General features: G+C 36.6%; 19 protein-coding genes. 5 read left to right on the forward strand and 14 right to left on the reverse strand.

Annotated elements, in window-relative coordinates:
* Positions 1-1013 (forward strand): phospholipase D-like domain-containing protein (locus RTL21_RS18465; protein ID WP_312097966.1); only part of this gene is annotated, 1013 nt, incomplete at its 5' end.
* Positions 1014-1099: 86 nt separating this feature from the next.
* On the opposite strand, the gene RTL21_RS18470 is transcribed toward RTL21_RS18465, so the two are convergent.
* The 6 genes from RTL21_RS18470 to speE form a co-directional block, all read right to left on the reverse strand.
* On the reverse strand, positions 1100-1270 hold the full coding sequence (locus RTL21_RS18470; protein ID WP_312097968.1) for a XapX domain-containing protein: 171 nt from the start codon (positions 1268-1270) through the stop codon (positions 1100-1102).
* Between the two features lie 153 nt (positions 1271-1423).
* Positions 1424-3094 (reverse strand): arginine--tRNA ligase, encoded by a 1671-nt coding sequence (argS, locus tag RTL21_RS18475; protein ID WP_312097970.1) that lies wholly within the window; start codon positions 3092-3094, stop codon positions 1424-1426.
* A gap of 2 nt (positions 3095-3096) precedes the next feature.
* Positions 3097-3540 carry a YwiB family protein gene (locus RTL21_RS18480; protein ID WP_312097972.1) on the reverse strand — a complete coding sequence of 148 codons (444 nt, stop codon included), beginning with the start codon at positions 3538-3540 and terminating at the stop codon, positions 3097-3099.
* A gap of 147 nt (positions 3541-3687) precedes the next feature.
* Positions 3688-4788, reverse strand: coding sequence for an SH3 domain-containing protein (locus RTL21_RS18485; RefSeq protein WP_312097973.1), 1101 nt, complete (start codon positions 4786-4788; stop codon positions 3688-3690).
* 285 nt (positions 4789-5073) lie between these two features.
* Positions 5074-5946: an agmatinase gene (gene speB, locus RTL21_RS18490; protein ID WP_284561756.1), complete on the reverse strand. Its 873-nt coding sequence runs from the start codon at positions 5944-5946 to the stop codon at positions 5074-5076.
* A gap of 66 nt (positions 5947-6012) precedes the next feature.
* Positions 6013-6837, reverse strand: coding sequence for a spermidine synthase (gene speE / locus RTL21_RS18495; RefSeq protein ID WP_312097977.1), 825 nt, complete (start codon positions 6835-6837; stop codon positions 6013-6015).
* Between the two features lie 266 nt (positions 6838-7103).
* On the opposite strand from speE, the gene RTL21_RS18500 reads away from it, so the two are divergent.
* Positions 7104-9167, forward strand: coding sequence for a transglycosylase domain-containing protein (locus tag RTL21_RS18500; protein ID WP_312097978.1), 2064 nt, complete (start codon positions 7104-7106; stop codon positions 9165-9167).
* 411 nt (positions 9168-9578) lie between these two features.
* On the opposite strand, the gene RTL21_RS18505 is transcribed toward RTL21_RS18500, so the two are convergent.
* From RTL21_RS18505 to RTL21_RS18515, 3 genes are all read right to left on the reverse strand, one after another.
* Complete coding sequence (locus RTL21_RS18505; protein WP_312097979.1) at positions 9579-11507, reverse strand: endonuclease MutS2; 1929 nt, start codon at positions 11505-11507, stop codon at positions 9579-9581.
* A 378-nt stretch (positions 11508-11885) separates the two neighbouring features.
* Positions 11886-12395: a YwhD family protein gene (locus RTL21_RS18510; protein WP_312097981.1), complete on the reverse strand. Its 510-nt coding sequence runs from the start codon at positions 12393-12395 to the stop codon at positions 11886-11888.
* Between the two features lie 120 nt (positions 12396-12515).
* Positions 12516-13160 (reverse strand): site-2 protease family protein, encoded by a 645-nt coding sequence (locus RTL21_RS18515; RefSeq protein WP_396954471.1) that lies wholly within the window; start codon positions 13158-13160, stop codon positions 12516-12518.
* 214 nt (positions 13161-13374) lie between these two features.
* Between RTL21_RS18515 and RTL21_RS18520 the strand changes: the two genes are divergently transcribed.
* Positions 13375-13563: a 2-hydroxymuconate tautomerase gene (locus RTL21_RS18520; protein WP_312097985.1), complete on the forward strand. Its 189-nt coding sequence runs from the start codon at positions 13375-13377 to the stop codon at positions 13561-13563.
* Positions 13564-13619: 56 nt separating this feature from the next.
* Here RTL21_RS18520 and RTL21_RS18525 read toward each other — a convergent pair whose 3' ends face one another.
* The 3 genes from RTL21_RS18525 to RTL21_RS18535 form a co-directional block, all read right to left on the reverse strand.
* On the reverse strand, positions 13620-14126 hold the full coding sequence (locus tag RTL21_RS18525; RefSeq protein WP_312097987.1) for a YwgA family protein: 507 nt from the start codon (positions 14124-14126) through the stop codon (positions 13620-13622).
* A gap of 41 nt (positions 14127-14167) precedes the next feature.
* Positions 14168-15469, reverse strand: a complete 1302-nt coding sequence (locus RTL21_RS18530; RefSeq protein WP_312097989.1) for an HD domain-containing protein — start codon at positions 15467-15469, stop codon at positions 14168-14170.
* A 232-nt stretch (positions 15470-15701) separates the two neighbouring features.
* Complete coding sequence (locus RTL21_RS18535) at positions 15702-15926, reverse strand: YuzB family protein (RefSeq protein WP_312097991.1); 225 nt, start codon at positions 15924-15926, stop codon at positions 15702-15704.
* A 277-nt stretch (positions 15927-16203) separates the two neighbouring features.
* On the opposite strand from RTL21_RS18535, the gene RTL21_RS18540 reads away from it, so the two are divergent.
* Positions 16204-17538 carry an MFS transporter gene (locus RTL21_RS18540; protein ID WP_312097993.1) on the forward strand — a complete coding sequence of 445 codons (1335 nt, stop codon included), beginning with the start codon at positions 16204-16206 and terminating at the stop codon, positions 17536-17538.
* A gap of 206 nt (positions 17539-17744) precedes the next feature.
* Positions 17745-18566, forward strand: a complete 822-nt coding sequence (locus tag RTL21_RS18545) for an RsfA family transcriptional regulator (protein WP_312097995.1) — start codon at positions 17745-17747, stop codon at positions 18564-18566.
* Positions 18567-19013: 447 nt separating this feature from the next.
* Here RTL21_RS18545 and lipL read toward each other — a convergent pair whose 3' ends face one another.
* Positions 19014-19859, reverse strand: coding sequence for an octanoyl-[GcvH]:protein N-octanoyltransferase (gene lipL, locus RTL21_RS18550; protein ID WP_312097997.1), 846 nt, complete (start codon positions 19857-19859; stop codon positions 19014-19016).
* A 248-nt stretch (positions 19860-20107) separates the two neighbouring features.
* Positions 20108-20350, reverse strand: coding sequence for a hypothetical protein (locus RTL21_RS18555; protein ID WP_312098032.1), 243 nt, complete (start codon positions 20348-20350; stop codon positions 20108-20110).
* Between the last annotated feature and the right edge of the window lie 62 nt (positions 20351-20412).

Genomic DNA, 20412 nt, shown 5'->3' on the forward strand with positions numbered 1-20412 from the left:
AAGCAAACAGTCATGTCCATATTCTTTTCTATACCATAAAAACGGATAGCATTTCCAACGAGTTTCTAAATCTTTTAAAAGCTAAAGCACATGAAGGGATAGAAGTACGACTTATTTTAGATTGGTTAGGTAGTATGAAAATAAGGAAAAAAATTAGAAGGAATTTAAAGCAAGCTGGTGTTCAATTTGCGTTTTGTCAGCTTCCAACATTTCCTTACCTATTTTATTCCTTACAAGTAAGAAACCACCGAAAAATCGCTATTATTGATGGTAAAGTTGGTTTTATGGGTGGCTTTAACATTGGAAAGGATTATATTCACGGTAACTTCAAGTTAAGCCCTTGGCGTGACTATCATTTTCAATTAACTGGAGAAGGGGTCGATGACTTGCAGCGAGAATTTCTAATCGACTGGTTAAAAGCCTCTAAGATAAATTTACTGCAAAACCGTGTATATTTCCCTATGCAAAAAAAGGGACAATCCAGACATCAAATCATACCTACACAAGGGGTTTATTTAGAAGAGATAATTTGTAATCTGATTAAAAACAGCAAAAATACTCTTTTAATCGCTACGCCTTACTTTATTCCTAACAAGCGAATAATGGAGGAATTATTAAAAGCTTTACATCGAAATGTTACCATTACGATTCTTATCCCTAATAAAGCTGATCATATGCTTGTCAAAGAAGCTGCTTACCCTTATTTACGCAAGCTGTTACGGGATGGGGCAAGCGTATATCAATATATGAATGGGTTTTTCCATGGTAAATTAATAAATGTCGATAATGAAATTATTATTATCGGTTCATCCAATTTTGATAGACGCAGTATCTTTTTGAACCATGAATTAAACTGCTGTATGTATGACCCTATATTTATTAAAAAAATGAATAAAATTACTGCTATAGATCTTGAACAAGCAAAGACATTATCTCTTGAGGATTTAAAGAAGATAAATATATGGAGTACCCTGAAGGAATGGGCTTCACGTCTTGTTGCCTCATTTTTATAAATAATGGTTTGAATTAGGCTTCTTCAGACATTTCGAGAAATATCTGAAGAAGCAACCTATTTAATAATCATAAACCATAATTATCATTATCTTTGAAAAAAGACACTCACCCATTCAAACACACGGTAACCAGCATATATTCCAAAAATACCTACAATACCTGAAAATGCACCTGGGGCTGGGATAGGCAATTTCAATAATCCAAAAATGAATCCAGTTAAAAATCCAGTTACTAAAGCAAGTATCACTAATTTCACAAGCATCTTCCCTTCAAAAGTAGATGCTTTTATTATTTGAAATGATTGTTCGAAATATCCGATGCTTTCTTCAATTCTTATGGGAATTCAAGCCGCAATCTGAGCATCTATAAAAATAGAGGAGAGCCAATTTTAGCTCTCCTCCTTATGTTATTACATTTTTTCTGGTGCAGATACGCCGATTAGGACTAAGGCGTTTCTTAATGTTATTTGTGTTGCCTGAATTAATGCTAGACGTGCTTTTGTTCTTTCAAGGTTATCTGCGTCTAATACTTTCTCGGCATTATAGAAGCTGTGGAAAGTGGATGCTAAATCGTAAATGTAATTTGTAATACGGTGTGGCATTCTCTTTAATGCCGCTTCTCCTACTGCTTGTGGGAATTCTCCTAGTTTTTTCAATAAGTCAAATTCTTTTTCTGCAGTGATCAACGTTACGTTTAATTCATCAGCAAGCTCGATTCCTTGTTCTTTTCCTTGTCTAAGGATACTTGAAATACGTGCATGTGCGTATTGTGCATAGTACACTGGGTTTTCATTGGATTGTGATACAGCTAGGTCTAAATCAAAATCTAAATGCGTATCAGCACTTCTCATTGCAAAGAAGTAACGAGTTGCGTCTAATCCTACTTCTTCTACTAAATCTCTCATTGTAACAGCTTTTCCAGTACGTTTACTCATCTTCATTTTTTCGCCGTCTTTGTAAAGATGAACAAGCTGAATAATTTCCACTTCTAATGCATCTTTGTTATAGCCTAATGCTTGAATAGCTGCTCTCATACGAGGAATGTAACCGTGATGGTCTGCACCCCAAACATTAATAAGCTTTTCAAATCCTCTTTCTAGCTTATCCTTGTGATAAGCTATATCTGGTAATAGATACGTATAAGAACCATCATTTTTGATTAGAACTCGGTCTTTGTCATCACCGAAATCCGTTGAACGTAACCATGTAGCTCCGTCTTGTTCAAAGATATAGCCATTTTCTTTTAATGCGTTTAGTGCTACATCGATTTTTCCATTTTGATAAAGTGATGTTTCAGAGAACCACACATCAAATTTCACACGGAAATCTTCTAAATCCTGCTTTAATTTAGCCATTTCATACTTCAGGCCGTATTCACGGAAAAAGTCAAAACGTTCCTGCTCCGAAACATTTACATACTTATCGCCAAATTCTTCTGCTAGTTTTTTTCCGATTCCGATAATGTCTGCCCCATGATAGCCATCTTGCGGCATTTCCTTTTCCATGCCTAATGCTTGGAAATAGCGTGCTTCTACAGATAATGCCAAGTTATTAATTTGGTTACCAGCATCATTGATATAGTATTCTCTTGATACATCATAACCAGCTTTCTCTAAAATATTGGATAAAGAATCTCCTACCGCTGCCCCACGAGCATGTCCCAAATGAAGGTCACCAGTTGGATTCGCAGAAACAAACTCTACTTGTATTTTCTCGTTGTTTCCAACATTAGTCTGACCGTATTGATCCCCTGCTTTAAGGATGGTTGAAATTAAGTCTGTTAGGTAGCTGTTATCCATATAAAAATTGATAAAACCTGGTCCTGCTATTTCTACTTTTTTAATAGATGCCTTTGTTTGATCAAAATTCTCAATAATGGTTTCCGCAATCATTCTTGGTGCTTTCTTTGCCACTCTTGCTAATTGCATCGCCATATTAGTAGAATAATCACCATGTGCTTTGTCCTTTGGTAATTCCAATATTACCTCTGGAATTTGTTCTTCTGTTGCTAATCCAGCTTTTATCACACTTTGTTTAATTTCTTCTTTCAACTTGTCCTTTATTTGATCTACAATATTCATTCTTACTCTGTCTCCTCCTTAAATGAAATGGTCATATGATACGTTCCATTATTACTGCCCTGCATCTTTAAATCATATAAAATATCTAATGAACCCGTTGTTGCTTGCTGCTCCACTTCTAAGGCAAGCCTCTTCGTATCTGTAACTAGCTGAAAAACACCGTACGGACTTTCATAGCTACCGATTTTCTGTTTATTAATAAGAAAAGGGAGACGCATTTTCACTGCCCCACTTCTAAGGATTAACCCTTCCTTTTCCGTGATTTTGATAATCGTTTTAATGGTGCCTTCTTCTATGATTTCTTCATATTTTATATATTTACTAGTATCTTTTTCTAAGTATTGACCAAACCCAATCCACTCAATACTTTCTTTATTTTTCCCATTATATATATGTGTTGTAACGTGTAATTTTACAGGCACCTGTTGCGCTGATGGTTGAGACAACGACAACACTTCCTTTTCATTTACTGTGTAACTTTATAAGTATAAATTTTTTAAAGGGGAAGTGCAAGATGGTTCCACAAATGAAGGGTAGATATTTAAGAACCACTACTAACAAAACCTACAGGGAGTCCTGTAGGTTTCTTGTTTCTAATAGTTGTTTAACTCTTGGATCGGTGTTTGAATAATTACTGGATTTTTTGAAGGATCTAACCATTTAAGAATCTTCACAACGTTCGCTTCGGAAGTGGCTGTGCATCCGAGGGTGTAGCTATTTGCAATGTGGAAGAAGATTGCGCTGCCTTTATTCGGAATGCGTTTGGTATTGTAGTTAATGACAAACCCGTATTTGTAGGCTGGTACATTCATGTTTTCCGCGCTCTTCCACTGACCCTTAGTTTTCTTTTTGGATTGCCATGTATTATATAGCTTCGATTTTGGATCGTCTACCCACACATCATCATTAGTAATTTTCCGATATGATAATTTTGTTCCAGGGTTCTTTGCTGTTCCAAAGGCAGTTCCAATCGTAAATTTCCCTATAGGTGATTTTTTGCCGCCTTCTTTCATATTAGAAGTGATACCAAGTTTACCAATATGTCCAGCTGTAGTTAAAACCGGAACCCATACTCCTTTAGCATTCTTTTCAAATGTACGAATTTCAGCAGAGGATGTATTATAGCCATTTGACGTGACAAGAATCAATTGCTTGTTTTTCCCTACTGTTTTTAAACCTGCTGCTAAATTTTTGGGAGCTGCTGGTTTTTTCGTTGTTAGGTATTTACTTGATACCCAACCTGTTTTCTTTCCAACCGTTACTTTGCTCCACGTTCCTTTTGTTTGGGTTACTTTTAATGATTGATTCTTTTTAACTGTCGTAACTATCTTGTACGTAGTACCTGCACCGCTTCTCACATTTAATGTACTTGCTGACACGTACATTGTTTTCGTTGCAGTAGTCGCTTTTGCTGCTGGCTTCTTTGTTGTTAAATATTTATTGGACGCCCATCCCGTTTTCTTTCCAACTGTCACCTTATCCCAAGACCCTTTTGTTGTGGTCACGGTCACTGCTTGATTTTTCTTTACCGTCGTGATCACTTTGTGCGAGGTACTTGCTCCACTTCTTATATTGAGCGTGCTTGCTGTAACATATTTCGTTTTTTTACTAGCAGCTTTTGCAGTGTTTACAGTGTGAAAGCCTGTAAATAATACCAATACGCCAATTAATAGAACAAAAATCTTTTTCGCCATTTTACTCTCTTCTCCTATGTAGATAATCTGCTACGTTTCTTTATCAAAAAACTGTAATTCTATGCTTCACGTCAAGTCTATCAGAACATTATTTCAATTCTTTAATAATCCGAATACAAAGAAACGATATTTTCTGTTGTAAAAATAAAGTTTTCATTTTTCTATATTTTAACATATAGACTAAAGATTTACTCTGGGAATTGTTGGTCAGTCAAGAAAGGAGAACACCATAAAAAAACCGATATCTACCATGAGACATCGGCTTTTTCTGGACATAACTTTTTATTATTTTACAAATCCCAAAATCATTTCACGGATTAACTTACTTGCTGTATTTGCTGTTTGTTCTGATGGATCATAGATTGGTGCTACTTCTACTAAATCAGCACCAACTACTTGAACATTAGAACGAGCAATTTCATGAATAGACGCTAATAATTCTTTCGAAGTAATTCCGCCTGCATCTACTGTGCCAGTACCAGGTGCATGCGCTGGATCTAATACATCAATATCAATTGTTACATATACAGGTCTGCCTGCAAGTGTTGGCAGAATTTCTTTTAAAGGCTCTAGTACTTCAAACTTCGAAATATGCATTCCTACTTCTTTTGCCCATTGGAACTCCTCTTTCATTCCGGAACGAATACCAAAAGAATAAACGTTTTTTGGACCAATTAAATTCGCTACTTTCTTGATTGGCGTAGAGTGAGAAAGCGGCTCTCCTTCATACTCATCACGAAGATCTGTGTGTGCATCCATATGTATGATTGCTAAATCTGGATATTTCTTATACATCGCTTGGAATACGCCCCAGGATACTAAATGCTCTCCACCCATTCCAAGGGGAAATTTATTATCTCCTATTACTTTGTCCACAAATTCTTCAATCATATCTAAGCTTCGTTGCGGATTTCCGAAAGGAAGCGGGATATCACCTGCGTCAAAGTATTTTACTTCATCCAGCTCTCTATCTAAATAGGGACTGTACTCTTCTAGCCCAACTGAAACCTCTCGAATTCTTGCAGGGCCAAAACGAGACCCAGGACGGAAGCTAACAGTCCAATCCATTGGCATCCCGTACAATACCACTTGGCTTTCTTCATAATTTGGATAACTTTTAATAAATACATTTCCTGAATACGATTCATCAAAACGCATTGGTAATCACTCCTTTTTCTATTGCGGGACAGCTGACCAATAAACTGCTTAAAGCAGCTATCCCTACTAACAAAGATCCTGAACAAACTTTGGCAAAATAAAGGCTGCTTTGTGCAGTTCTTTCGTATAATATTTTGTTTCTATTGAATGAAAACGACTTTCTGGTACTTGCAATGGATCATATTGCTTAGAACCAATCGTGAACGCCCACATCCCACTTGGATATGTTGGAATATTGGCGATATATAATCTGGTTATCGGAAAGATTTCTTTCACATCTCTTTGTACAGAACGAATTAAATCTCCTTTAAACCATGGGTTGTCACTTTGAGCAACGAAAAGACCCTCATCCTTTAATGCTTTTGCTATCCCCGCATAAAAGCCTTTTGTAAAGAGATTAACAGCTGGTCCAACTGGTTCTGTTGAATCTACCATAATCACATCATATTCTTTCTCACTTTTAGCAATATGCATAAAGCCGTCGCCTACTTGAACGTCTACTCTCGGATCATCAAGCTTACCTGCTATCTCTGGTAAAAACTGCTTGCTATATTCAATTACTTTACCATCAATATCAACAAGCGTCGCCTTTTTGACACTCGGATGCTTCAATACCTCCCGAATCACACCGCCATCGCCGCCACCAACAACTAGGACATACTCTGGGTTTGGATGTGTAAATAACGGAATATGCGCTACCATTTCGTGATAGACAAATTCATCTTTTACAGATGTCATTACCATATCGTCCAATAACAGCATATTTCCCCATTCTTCAGTTTCTACCATATCTAGTTTTTGAAACGGTGTCTGTTCTGTATGTAATGTACGTTTGATTTTCATCGTAATCCCAAAATGATCGGTCTGCTTCTCTGTAAACCAAATTCCCATTATTCATATCCTCCATTCATTTGATTGCTTTAACAAAGAAGAAGATTCTCTAGTTCCTCCATCTTTCTTTTTATACTTCCCAATCAAACAAATAACAAACACGAAAAAAGTATAGTGGATATTTGTAAAAATGCAAAGAAATTTTTTTATATTCCATGATAAAAATGTTTAAAACGCCAATCTTTACCACATACTAGTGCTATCTATTTAGAGTTTAAGTGAAAACGATAAAAAAGAAGGAACTTCAACTAAGGAGGTGTCATGTATTGGAAGTCATTGTAAATAAATTAAAAAACTCTGGAAAGTATTTACGCCTATTAATCATATTGGGGCTCCTTTTCATGATAACCGCAAGCATCATTTTTATCGGTATATATGTATATGCTCGCACGTTAGGACCGCCTCCTCTAGCCGTTTCTCAATCCACTATCTACTACTCAGATAACGGCAGTATTATTGGAGAAAGCAGCAATGGGCAAAAAAGATATTGGGTCTCAATTGATGATATTAGCCCTTATTTAGTGGATGCTACTGTTTCTATTGAGGATAAGAATTTTTACGCCCATCATGGTTTTGATTACAAACGAATCGGGGGTGCCATTTTAGCTGATATTAAAGCAATGGCGAAAGTACAGGGGGCAAGTACGATTACCCAGCAATATGCCCGGAACCTATTTTTAGAGCATGAAAAGACATGGACTCGAAAAATTGCAGAAGCTTTTTATACTCTTCGACTGGAAATATTCTATACGAAGGATGAAATTCTTGAAGGCTATATAAATACAATTTATTACGGTCATGGAGCATATGGAGCAGAGGCAGCGAGTCAATATTACTTTGGAAAAGAGGCCTCTGAGTTAACGCTGGCTGAGGCAACAATGCTTGCTGGCATTCCAAAGGGACCTAGTATTTATTCTCCCTTTTCATCGATGGAAAATGCAAAAAAAAGACAAGGGATTATCCTAAACTCCTTAATTGAAAATGGCTATATAAAGGAAGAGGATAAAACGTTAGCTTTAAATGAAGAGCTCTCTCTCGTAGGAAAATTTCCGAATGCTAGTATGGATACAGCTCCTTATTTTCAAGATGCCGTAAAAAACATTCTCAAAAACGAGCTTCACTTAGATGACAAAACGATTCAATTAGGTGGATTAAGAGTATACACAACCTTAAATACAGAGCAGCAAAAAATTGCAGAGGAAACAATTGACCATACAATAAACAAAGATAGCAATATACAGATAGGCTTTGTTGCCATGGATCCAGCTACAGGATATGTTAAAGCAATGGTGGGTGGTAGAGATTATGAAGAAAGCCCATTTAATAGAGCCATTCAAGCTACACGGCAACCTGGCTCTACGATTAAGCCTTTATTATACTACGCAGCACTTGAACATGGCTTTACGCCAGCTACCATGATGAGCAGCGAGAAAACTACCTTCCGCTTCGATGATGGAAGGGATCCATATACACCACATAATTTTAATAATAAATATGCAGATGGCAATATAACAATGGCCCAAGCGCTTGCTGTTTCTGATAATGTATATGCTGTTAAAACCCATCTATTTTTAGGACAGGATACATTAGTAAAAACAGGGAAAAAGTTCGGCATTACAACCGATTTACAAGAGGTACCTTCTCTCGCTCTTGGAACATCTAATGTTCGTGTAATTGATATGGCAAATGCTTATAGCATGCTTGCTAACGGAGGAAATAGTGTTTCGCCTGTTTTCATTACAAAAATTGAGACAAATGATGGGCAAATACTCTATGAACATAAAGCGAAAAAAGAAAAGGTTTTAGATACGGATTTAACCTTTGTGATGAACCAAATGATGACAGGCATGTTTGACCCTAATCTAAATGGCTATGCATCTGTAACAGGAAGTACCGTCACAAATGATATAACAAGAATTTATGCGGGCAAATCTGGTTCCACAGAATCAGATAGCTGGATGATTGGTTATACGCCACAATTAGTATCTGCTGTTTGGACTGGTTATGACCAAGGAGAACCTCTTACATTAACTGCTGATAAAACGTACGCTAAGAAAGTTTGGGTTCAGTTCATGGAACAAAGCTTGAGAAAAGAACCCATTAAAGGATTTACACCTACAAAAGGAACGGTCGGTGTATATATTGACCCTAAGAGCGGCAAACTTGCATCAGATGCTTGTGGGACAAAAAGAATGATGTACTTTACAAAGGAAACCGTTCCAACAGAATATTGCGCCGATTTACCGAAAGATGATTCCAGCGACAAACCTGCAAATAACGAAAAACCAAAAGAAAAAGTACCTTGGTATAAACGGATTTTGCCTTGGTAGGAGTGAAGATCGAAAAAGCATACTACCACCTAATTTTGGTAGAGTATGCTTTTTTTGTTTGGGGCGGATGGTGAAGCAAGGAGACCTTTCTCTGTTACCTTTTCTTTCGTTCCCTCTTCCAAACGGGCTTAAAGATTCTTGCTCTGTTACCTTTTCCTTCGTTCCCTCTTCCAAATGGACTTAGAGATTCTTGCTCTGTTACCTTTTCCTTCGTTCCCTCTTCCAAACGGGCTTAGAGAGCCTCTCTCTGTTACCTTTCCGCTCATTTCCTCTTCCAAACGGACTTAGAGAGCCTCTCTCTGTTACCTTTCCGCTCGTTTCCTCTTCCAAACGGGCTTAGAGTACTCTCCTCTGTTACCTTTTTACTCGTTCGCTCTTCCAAACGGGCTTTCATACTACCATCCTCTATTCCTATTCTTCCTCCAACCAAACGTCTTCCACATATTTTCTTTTTTGCTGCTTGCTTATTTTCCGATATTCCTTAGATTTAAAAATAATATCAAAATCATAATCTTCCGGATAAAGCTCTGTTCCTTTTATATACAGCTTCAATCGTTTGTGGTTAACTGTTCTTTTTTCTTGGCGAACCTGTACTACATATCTTCCTTGTGCGTCCGGTCCTTGGTAAACAATTCCTATCTCATTTGTCTCTGTAAGAATCACATTATCTCCTTGCTCAAAAACAGGCTCCTTTGAATGAGGTAGACCAACTGATTTTTTCACCAATGATGTTCTAGCATATTTATTAATAACGATTTGTTGCTGAAAATCTGCATCATTTAAACGCTGTTCATGGTGAAAATTCCGATGTGTTTTATACGTTATCTCATGCGCTTTTTCAATGAGCTTAGGATGTAGGCCAAGTTTGCTTGCAATTTCAAACGCTTGGCTTCTTCCACTTTTCCCGAGTAATAGCTTATATGTCGGCCGTAGTGTATCGATATCAAATTCCATTGTTCCATTTAAAAAGCCTTCTGTTTGATCCGCGAATTCCTTCATCTCACTATAATGGGTAGTCGCAAATAAGGTTGCCCCCTTTTGATAAAGCTGTTCTAAAATGACAATTGCAAGGGCCATCCCTTCTCCTGGATCTGTACCAGACCCTAACTCATCCAGCAATACAAGAGAGCGATCATTAGTCGTTCTTAAGATATCAATAATATTTACTAACCTTGAGCTAAACGTACTTAAATTTTGTTCAATGCTTTGTCCGTCACCGATATCTACAAATATATGCTGGAAGATCGCTATTTTGCTGCCTAATTTCGCTGGAATCAACAAGCCCGATTGTGCCATCATTGTTAATAAGCCGATTGTTTTCAATGTTACTGTTTTTCCACCTGTATTTGGCCCAGTAATAACTAAGGCTCGATGCTCTTCCCCAAAAGAGATGGTCAATGGAACAGCCTTCTCACCAAGCATTGGATGGCGAGCTTCTTTTAAATGGATCGTATAGTCTTCTGTTAAAACAGGGGGCTTTGCATCAATCGCTCTACTATATTTCGCTTTTGCAAATAAGACATCATAATAATGCATTGTTTCTATAGCTAAATGAATCGCTCCTTCCTCCGCTAAAAGCTTTTCTGTTAATTCATATAAAATCCGTTCCACCTCGTACTCCTCTGCTAGCTTCATTGTTTCTATTTCCCCTTGCATTTCAGCCAGTTCAATTGGCTCAATAAATACGGTTGCGCCAGATGCCGATGTATCCAATACACTCCCTTGGATTTTAGTTCGGTACTCTCTTTTTACAGAGAGAGTCAGGTGACCACTACGCTCTGATACAATTTTGTCCTGAAGATAACCTGCATATTTTTTGGATTTCACCAATTGGCTTGCTTTTTCTTTTACTCGATCTGTCAAGATGGATAGCTGTCTTCTTAAATAGGCTAAATCACTGGAGGCATAGTCGTCGACATTCCCATGTCTAATACATTTTGCTATTTCTTCTGTAAGTTCCCTAACGTCTGGAATGGATTGGACGTAAAGAGATACATTAGGAGCTGCGTACTCTTTATCACGCATAAACTGCTTAAGCTTTGTGCAATGCTCCAAAAAGGAAATAACAAACGGGAATTGATCTGCTCGAATATAAATTCCTTTCTTTGCCTGATTAAGATAAAGGGACATTTCATCTAATGTATGAATTGGCACACTACTTGATATTTCCAATATTTTAACAGCCTCTTCTATTTCCTTTATCGACTGCTCGATTCTTCTTTTATCTTGCATAGGTCGCAGTTTCCCAATTGTTTCTTTGCCTAAATTTGTCTTCGCAAAAGATTCTATTTCCTCTAAAATCTTATAAAATCCTAATACTTCAAATGTCTGATGATTCATTTTATTCCCTCCTGTTTTTCCTTAAAATGAAAAAAAGCTAGTGTGAACAAACACTCACACTAGCTTTTTGGGTAGACCTATCCGCTATTAGCGGCATTAGGAAATCCTTTGCAATAAAATAAAAAAGCTATGACAAATATGCCATAGCTTTTATCTTCTATTGCTTGCTATGAGGCTTATTCTTAACCTTCCTTGAGATTCGCATGCTAAATAAACCGGTATAATCCCGATTTTTCAACAAAATTCAAGGCCGTATAAAATTAACGGTTAGTTAAGAACACTCACACTCATAAAACAATCTCCTTTAAAAGGGCTTTTTATTTTTACTCCCTTTTAGTTTATCGATTTCCTTTTCCATTTGTCAACCTTTTCAAAAAACTATCCTAACAAGTCTTTTTTCAGCTGGTCTACGGAATTATCCCATAATTGCGAATCATGGTTCTTCAAGAAATCTGCAAGTACCTTTTTTGACTTATCATCCATATGATCGACCATAATATGTCTTTTCATACTTTTATCCATCTTATTTACATGCTCTGGCAGAGATTTATAGCCTCTGCGAATCGAACGGTCTACAGTCATTTCACAGGCTGTTACGCCAGCATAATAAGGCCCTTCAAGCTTACGGTCAATCGTTACCCACACTAACCAGTAAGGCTTTCCATTTGGAACTTCTTCTTTTGTTTTCAAAAATTTGATACCACGCTCTACTGCACTTCTTGCATGCATAGCCCCGATATCGACAATTGCTTCTCCTTCTTCCACATCAATGATAACAGGAGATACATTTTCTAAACTAAGACTGCCGATTCCAAAGCCCTTATGCCCATCCGTTGGGTCGTTTTTGATGATATTAAAACCAATTGTTTTTTTCTTTTTTTCTTCCACTTTCCATACTCCTTTGCAATGTATTAGCTGCTTTGTTGCCTGACTTTGAAGTTGCTAAATTCGGGTGTATAAAAATGACTCTTTTCCCATTTTGTGAATACTATCAATCTGATAGAACAATTAAAATAATAATTGATTAAACAATTGGAGAAAAAAGATTCGTACAAACTCAATCCATGGGAATATTGTATAGCTCGATAATCCTGTAACGATTAATACAATAAATAAAATAGATCCATATACCTCATACTTTGACATTTTTGCTCGTACTCGAGAGGAAACTAAATCTTCAATAATCCGGTATCCATCTAGTGGTGGTAGAGGGATTAAATTAAAAGCAAAGAGTAATAAATTCATATAAACAAAAATTTGAAAAAACGGATATAAATCAAAGTTGCTTCCTACTGGTACATTAAACTTTATTAATATTGCAATAATTATAAAACCAAGAAAAGCTAGTATTAAGTTACTAACCGGACCAGCTAAGGATACCAATACTCCAGCTAGTTTAGGTCGTTTAAAGTAATGACGATTAACCGGCACCGGCTTCGCCCATCCAAACCCAGCAAGCAAGATAAAAATTGCGCCAACGAGATCAATGTGCACGATAGGGTTCAGTGACAATCTTCCCTGCTTTTCGGCGGTTGGATCTCCAAATTTATAGGCTACAAACGCGTGTGCAAATTCATGTATAGTAAAACCTATGACAATAGAAATAATAATATAAGGCAAATCCGCCAAATTTTGCGAAAATAACAAATGAATAGCTCCCCTCTATACTCAGTTTCTATGGATAACGTTTCTTTTCTCTAGTATGTTTCCTTTTAAAATTATACATGATAATAAATTGGAAAGGAAAATTTTCTTTTTCTAGAAAAGAACCAAAACGAATGACATTCTATTCAAATTACATGTTTAAAGACTTGCACTTTTCCAAAAAATATGAAAAACTACTATCAAAAACCTAGGAGGATTTCACATGCCCTATGTAACTGTAAAGATGTTAGAAGGTAGAACAGAGGATCAAAAGAGAAATCTAGTAGAGAAAGTAACAGAAGCAGTTGTTGAAACAACAGGAGCATCAAAAGAAAAAGTTGTTGTTTTTATTGAAGAAATGCCAAAAAATCATTATGCTGTCGCAGGCAAGCGACTAAGTGATCAAGAGTAGCATCTAAAAAAGGTCCTACGAAGCAACTCATTTATTGCTTCGTAGAACCTTCTTTATTAATGAACTGTTTTTTCTTTTAAACTGTCAATATACGCGTAGGCTATTTCTACTTCTTCCTCTGTATATTTTTGCTTTGCCTTTAAAGTAAAAACTTTTTCCTTTACTTCTTCCTTTGATAAGGTATCAAAAAATAGAACGGTTGAAACAAGCTCTAGAAATCTTGAATTCTGCCCATTCATATCTTCAAGACAAGGAGATAAGTTAGGCATCTCAACTTCATTAAGAGCAAGAAACTCTTTTCCATTATCCGTTAACGTATAGCGATATTGGAAGTAGCCTCCTTTTTTTTCTTTTACTTCATTTAAAAATCCCATATTACATAATTCTTCTACTCGCAAGGTTAGTTCTTCTGAATAGGGACCGAAAAAATGAAATTGGTATTTTTCATGAAAAGGAAAATCTAATTTTTTCGCAATATATATCATTTTTTGCAGCTTTTTTCTTCCAATAATTTCGCCCGAAGCAGCAATTGCTTTCATTACTTTGGCATGATCTTTTAACAAATTGGGTCATCTCCTACTCCATTTAATCCTAAGACACACATCTATTGAATATCTAACAATTGACGAATTTGTTTTTTGACTTTCCCTTTGGAACTGTCGTCCTTCAGAATATCCTTTGGAAAATATAGCTTATGATCCGTTCTTCTTTTTCCAGAAATACTATCGACTATTTCAGATTCTCTGGAAAGCTCTCTTATCTCTCCATTTTTCATCAAAAGATGTATCGGCAACCGTTCTTCTTCCTCACCAGGTCGATAAAAATCATATGGAAGATCAGAAGAGGAATCCACAACCAAATAATATTCTGGATCTAATCCCGCTTTTTGGAATAAACCAGATAGCTCCTGAAGCTTCTTATACTCTTTAGCTGGATCAAACTCTACATATTTAAATAGATTTCGATTCATAAACCTGCGACAAAGATCTTTCAAAATGACATCATCTTCTTCTTGCCACATTTGAAAATAATAGAGAATAATTGCCTCATCCAATTTCAAGTAGTCTTCTAAGGATGTCTCTTCTTCAAAAAGTGAGTAAAAATGAATTGGGTGATATTTAAAGGAGTAGAACTGCTCGTGTAAGTATTTCGCTCTATGTAGAATCTTTGTAAGAATTACTTCCGCACTTCTTGTCACTGGGTGGAAATATACTTGCCAGTACATCTGATAGCGGCTCATAATATAGTCTTCTACTGCGTGCATTCCGCTTTTCTTAATAACAGCCTGATCTTCTCTTGGGCGCATTACGCGGAGAATTCGCTCCATATCGAAATTTCCATAGCTAACTCCTGTAAAATAGGCATCTCTTAGTAAATAATCCATGCGATCTGCATCAATTTGACTGGAGATTAAACTAACTACTAGTTTTTCCTTTGAGGTTTTGGCAATGACTTCTGCAACCTTTTTTGGAAAATCCTTCTCTACTTTCATTAAAACCTTATTTACTTCCGTCTTCCCCAGGATAATCCTACGTGTAAATTCTTCGTGATCGAGATCAAACACTTTTTCAAACGAATGGGAAAAGGGACCATGTCCTAAATCATGCAAAAGAGCAGCACATAAAGACAGCAATCTCTGATTATTATTCCATTCTTCTCTGCCTTCAAAGACATCGTCAATAATTCTTCTAACAATTTCATATACTCCCAGAGAGTGATTAAACCTACTGTGTTCCGCCCCATGAAAAGTGAGATAAGTCGTGCCAAGCTGTTTGATTCTTCTTAGACGCTGAAACTCTTTTGTTCCTATCAAATCCCATATCACTCGGTCGCGAACATGAATATAGCGATGGACTGGATCTTTAAATACTTTCTCTTCGTTTAGCTTATCCGTCGAATATGGCATCTTTCTCCACTCTCTTTCGTTCTATTGGCTATTTTTTATACATTCTAGTAATTTAGAGTACACTCCATATTCTAAAGATAGAAAAAGAGGGTTCCGTGTAGGCATTTTAAAAAGGAAAAATTATCTTTTTCTCCATAAAATAACTATCTATTGGAAGCTCCTCTGGTTTAACAAAGACTCTGTTTTTTTCATTGTTGTTTGCACGAAGATTTCAAAAAATAAAGTATTTCTATTATTTTTTTAACTTCGTATTGATTTTATCCATTAACTCTTCTTCTGTTAATGCAGCTAGTGGACGATTATTGACAAAAGCAAATGTTTTCTTACGACCAGGACCACAATAAGATTGACAACCTATGTCAATTTTTGCATCTGGATCTATTTGCTTTAAACGTGGTATTAACGTTTTTAAATTTACTGCCTGACAATCGTCGCAAACACGAAATTCGTTTGCCATTGGGACAACCCTTTCTATACATGCTCTCCAATAAAGTTATCAACTATCTAATCGACAACTTTCTCATTCATTACTATATGGTATTTTACCCCTTCTCCACTAGCAATGCAAGATGCAAAAGATTGTAAAACAGTGACGAATTTGTGGAAAAAATCCGCCACTACTACAGCCTTTTTTTCTATCGGCTAAGACAATATTTTTATAAACCCATTTCATTCTCTATATTAATTAGTCAATATGCGTTATAATTTCCTCTTGAATATAGGGAGGTTACGAAATGAACAAAAGTAGACTATTAGTAATGTGCAGTATTGTTCTCGCAATGCTTATTGCCTCTATTGATACGACCATTATGAATACAACTATGCCTATTATTGCAGAGGAACTTGGAGGTACAGAATTATACGCCTGGTCTTTTGCTGCTTATATGATCGCAAGTACGATATTATCGCCTATTGCGGGGAGACTTTCTGATCTTTTCGGAAGAAAGAAACTGTTTGCTTTCGGTATTATTGTCTTTTTAATTGGGTCACTATTATGCGGAATCTCATCGAACATGCCTCAATTAGTCATCTTTAGAGCCTTGCAAGGGATGGGTGCGGGATTTATGATGCCATTTCCTGCTATCATTGCCGGTGATCTTTTTTCGATTGAAAAAAGAGGGAAAATCCAAGCTTTGTTTACTGGCATGTGGGCTTTATCTGCAGTATTAGCTCCAACACTTGGTTCTCTTTTCGTAGAGTTTATGAGTTGGAGATGGATATTTTACATTAATTTACCAGTATGTATTATTGCACTATTAACCTTAATTCCATATAAAGAAGTCTATCAGCCTAAAAAGGCACAAGTAGATTATATCGGTGCCGTACTCTTTGGAATCGGAATAACTTGTGTATTACTAGTTACCGTGCTAGAAAGTTATCTTTTTATTTTTGCTATAGTCGGTACCCTTCTATTAATCACATTTTATTTCTTTGAGAAAAGACAACCTTCTCCTATTGTTCCATTATCCATTTTTAAGAATAAAACAATCACTTGGATTTTTCTTAACGGATTTGTTGGAACATTGGCTTTGTTTGGAACATCAAGCTATATTCCTTTATTCTTACAAAATCAAGCTGGGCTTTCTGTTCTATGGAGCGGGGTTTCTCTCCTTGGTATGTCTGTAGGATGGATGGCTATGTCTGTTCCAGCTGGTAAGTGGATATTAAAATATGGCTATCGCATTCTATTAATAATCGGAAATACATTACTGTTGCTTTCTGGAATTTTATTGGTGTTATTAAATGAATCACATGGATTTTGGTACGTATTTATCCTCATGATTGTCCAAGGACTAGCATTTGGTTTACTAAGTACTGTCGGTATTATCGGTGCTCAAACTCTAGTTGGAAACCATGAAAAGGGTATATCTACCTCATTCTTTATGTTTTGTCGAAACATGGGAACGGCTATAGGTGTAACCGTAATGGGTTCATTGCTAAATAGCGGCGGCACCTTTATGGATGGCATTCACCATCTCTTCCTATTTGGATTTATTGTAAGTATTTTCGCCTTTATTTCTGCCTTCTTTATTCAAAATGGCGGATCCTTAGTAAAGAAGCGAGTGTAAAGATTTTCTCATTCCAATATATATCTAAAACAGCCGACTTGGATCGGCTGTTTTTTTTAATCCTCTTTATCCGCTAATTTTTCTATTTTCTAAACTAGAAAAAAATCTACTATCCTTGTATTTCTTTTGTATAAACAAATAAGTTTCTGGAAAAGATGAAACTAGAAATATTTATTTATCGTGATTAAGTTGGGAGTTGAGCTAGAATGAAAGTTAGACAAGACGCATGGTCGGAAGAAAATGACCTATTATTAGCAGAAACTGTTTTGAGACATGTTAGAGAAGGAAGCACACAGTTAAACGCCTTTGAAGAAGTTGGGGATAAATTAAATAGAACTTCAGCAGCATGTGGATTCCGCTGGAACGCAGTCGTTCGTCATCAATATGAAAAGGCGCTTCAGCTTGCTAAAAAACAACGAAAGCAACGCCAGCGTATTTTAGGAAAAGATCAAGGTGGCAAAAAGAAACTATTATATTCACCGCCAGTTCCGACAGTCGATGATTTTGAAGCACTTACCGTTTCCACTAGTTTAGAAATGGGTTCGATGGAATTAGACGCTTTGGATGCTTTTGTTACAACAGAAACATTAGATACAAATGTTACTAGTCCAAAAGAAGAAGAACTTGCAAACTATCAATCAGAAGAAGATGCACAGGCATTTCCCGTATATGAAGCGGAAAAAGCACCCGCCTATCCAGCAGCGAACTACAGCCAAGCTGGTACACTGAATTTCGACGCCGTTCTTTCCTACTTACAAAATTTCCGAAATGCACCAATACAGCTGGAAATCTTAAAAAGTGAGAATGAAAGATTAAAACGAGAAATGGCAACAATCAGAAGTCGCAACAAAGAATTAGAAGATAAACTCCATCATATCGAAAATAACTCAGAAACAATGCAAGAAGATTACGAAACACTCATGAAAATCATGAACAGAGCCCGAAAACTCGTAGTACTAGAAGAAGACGAGCGCCCAACCAAATTTAAAATGGACAGAAACGGAAACCTCGAAAAAGTCGCAGAGTAATTAAAAAGCGGAAGCGCCTGGTTATCAGCGTACAAACTGGAGGGCTCCGACTGAGATAAAGGAAACACGGTGAACGCTAGTGAACCGATGTTGACTTATCGTAGGGAGGAGACTGAAGTTTGCTAGCTGATAGGCGCTGGAGCTGGATTGACTATAAAGCGGAAAGGGACCGGTTAGCGGCGTGTGGGGTGGAGCGACATTTCCTGAGATATAGGAAACACGGTGAACGTCAGTGAACCGATGTTGACTTATCGTAGGGAAATGTCGTGAAGCCCATCAGCCGCTGGTCCCTTGGAGCTAGTATGTTAGGAACCAGAGCGTAGAAACATGTCTCAACAAAAAAGAGAGAAGATTTAGGAGTTGGCAGCACATTCTCGATTATAAATAGAGGATAAGGAAAGGGATTTTAATTTACGAAAATTCCCTTCCTTATCCTCTTTTTGACTTTTAACGAAATGCCTGCATAATTTTCTCATTTCTCTCCACAACGCGATCATAATAAGATTCAAACAATGATAGCTCTTCTCCTTGTAATTGATCTGCAAATAAAAACTCTGCATGATCTTTTAACGCAAGGAGCAATTTTGTCATTACTTGATCAACTGTTAGAGATATTCCTAATAGTTCTGATAAAGAAGCCATTACTTCTGGCTTTATTTCTGGATAATCAAATTTCGTCGTCTCTCCTTGAAGACCCAAAGAGTAAAACTGTTTGATGATTTCCGCTCTTTCCTGCCCGCTTCCATTTACGCAAAGATAAATCTGAACAGCCACTCCGCTTCTTAAGCGTCTCTGAGATATTCCTGCAAACTTTTTTCCATCAATGCTTAAGTCATAGCTGCCAGGACAATAGGAACCGATAATTTCCCTTGCTTCAATTGTCTTTCCATAATCCTGAAACATATATTTAATCAATTCAAACATCGTTTCATAGCCACTGTTAATATCAATTCGTCTCTCCTGTTCTGGAAGAATAAGAGAGATATTTAGCACATCTTTATCTAAAACGACAGCAAGTCCACCAGAATTGCGGACAATAGATTGATAACCCTGCTCTTTTAAAAATGCTAACGCATCTTTTAAGTGGGGTAGCCTCGTATCCTGTATTCCTAGCACAATCGTCTGATCATGTACCCAAGTTCTTGCAGTAGCTGGTACCATCCCGCTTCCAACTGAAGAACATAAAGTATCATCCATGCCAAAGGAATGCAATGCCGATACATGTAATCCTGTTGTGGACTGATCAATCATTCTCCATTTATCTTGTTTTAATAAACTAGTATTGCCGACCATCACTTAGCTCCTTCTGTTTTAGCAACCATCTATCCTATTTTTTAGGGATATAGCCTTCTTTATTCATTAACAATGATTTATTATAACGAAAAAAGAACTATTTCTAAAGCTATCTTTTGTTTTTTATGTAATGGAATGTAAGAAGATGTTCGTTTCATTTCACTCCAGACAGTTGCTTAGAAATTTTGCTAGAGAAACGGAAAGCAAAGAGAAGAAATAAGGAAAAACCTTCATCTAATTGCTTTTACTTAATAAAGGACTTCAGTCACCCAAATTTTGTAAATAAAAGTATTGTTAATGGCCGTTTTTTCGGTATGTACAGTGAACTTAGGAACGGAACCTAAGAAAAAGGAAAGTGCATAAGCTATTTTGTAGTCAGGAGTTATATATCCATTAATCGTTCCTCCATATATTTCATTTGCTATTGAGTCTGCCCATACTTCAGATTCCCATAATGTGTCAAAAATAATGTCTTCTCTTTTCCATTTCAATTCCATCCCATGATAACCTCCTCAATTAAATTATTTTCTTTTCATGATATGTAAATTTAAGC

Source organism: Niallia sp. (assembly GCF_031978665.1).
Lineage (GTDB): Bacteria > Bacillota > Bacilli > Bacillales > Cytobacillaceae > Niallia.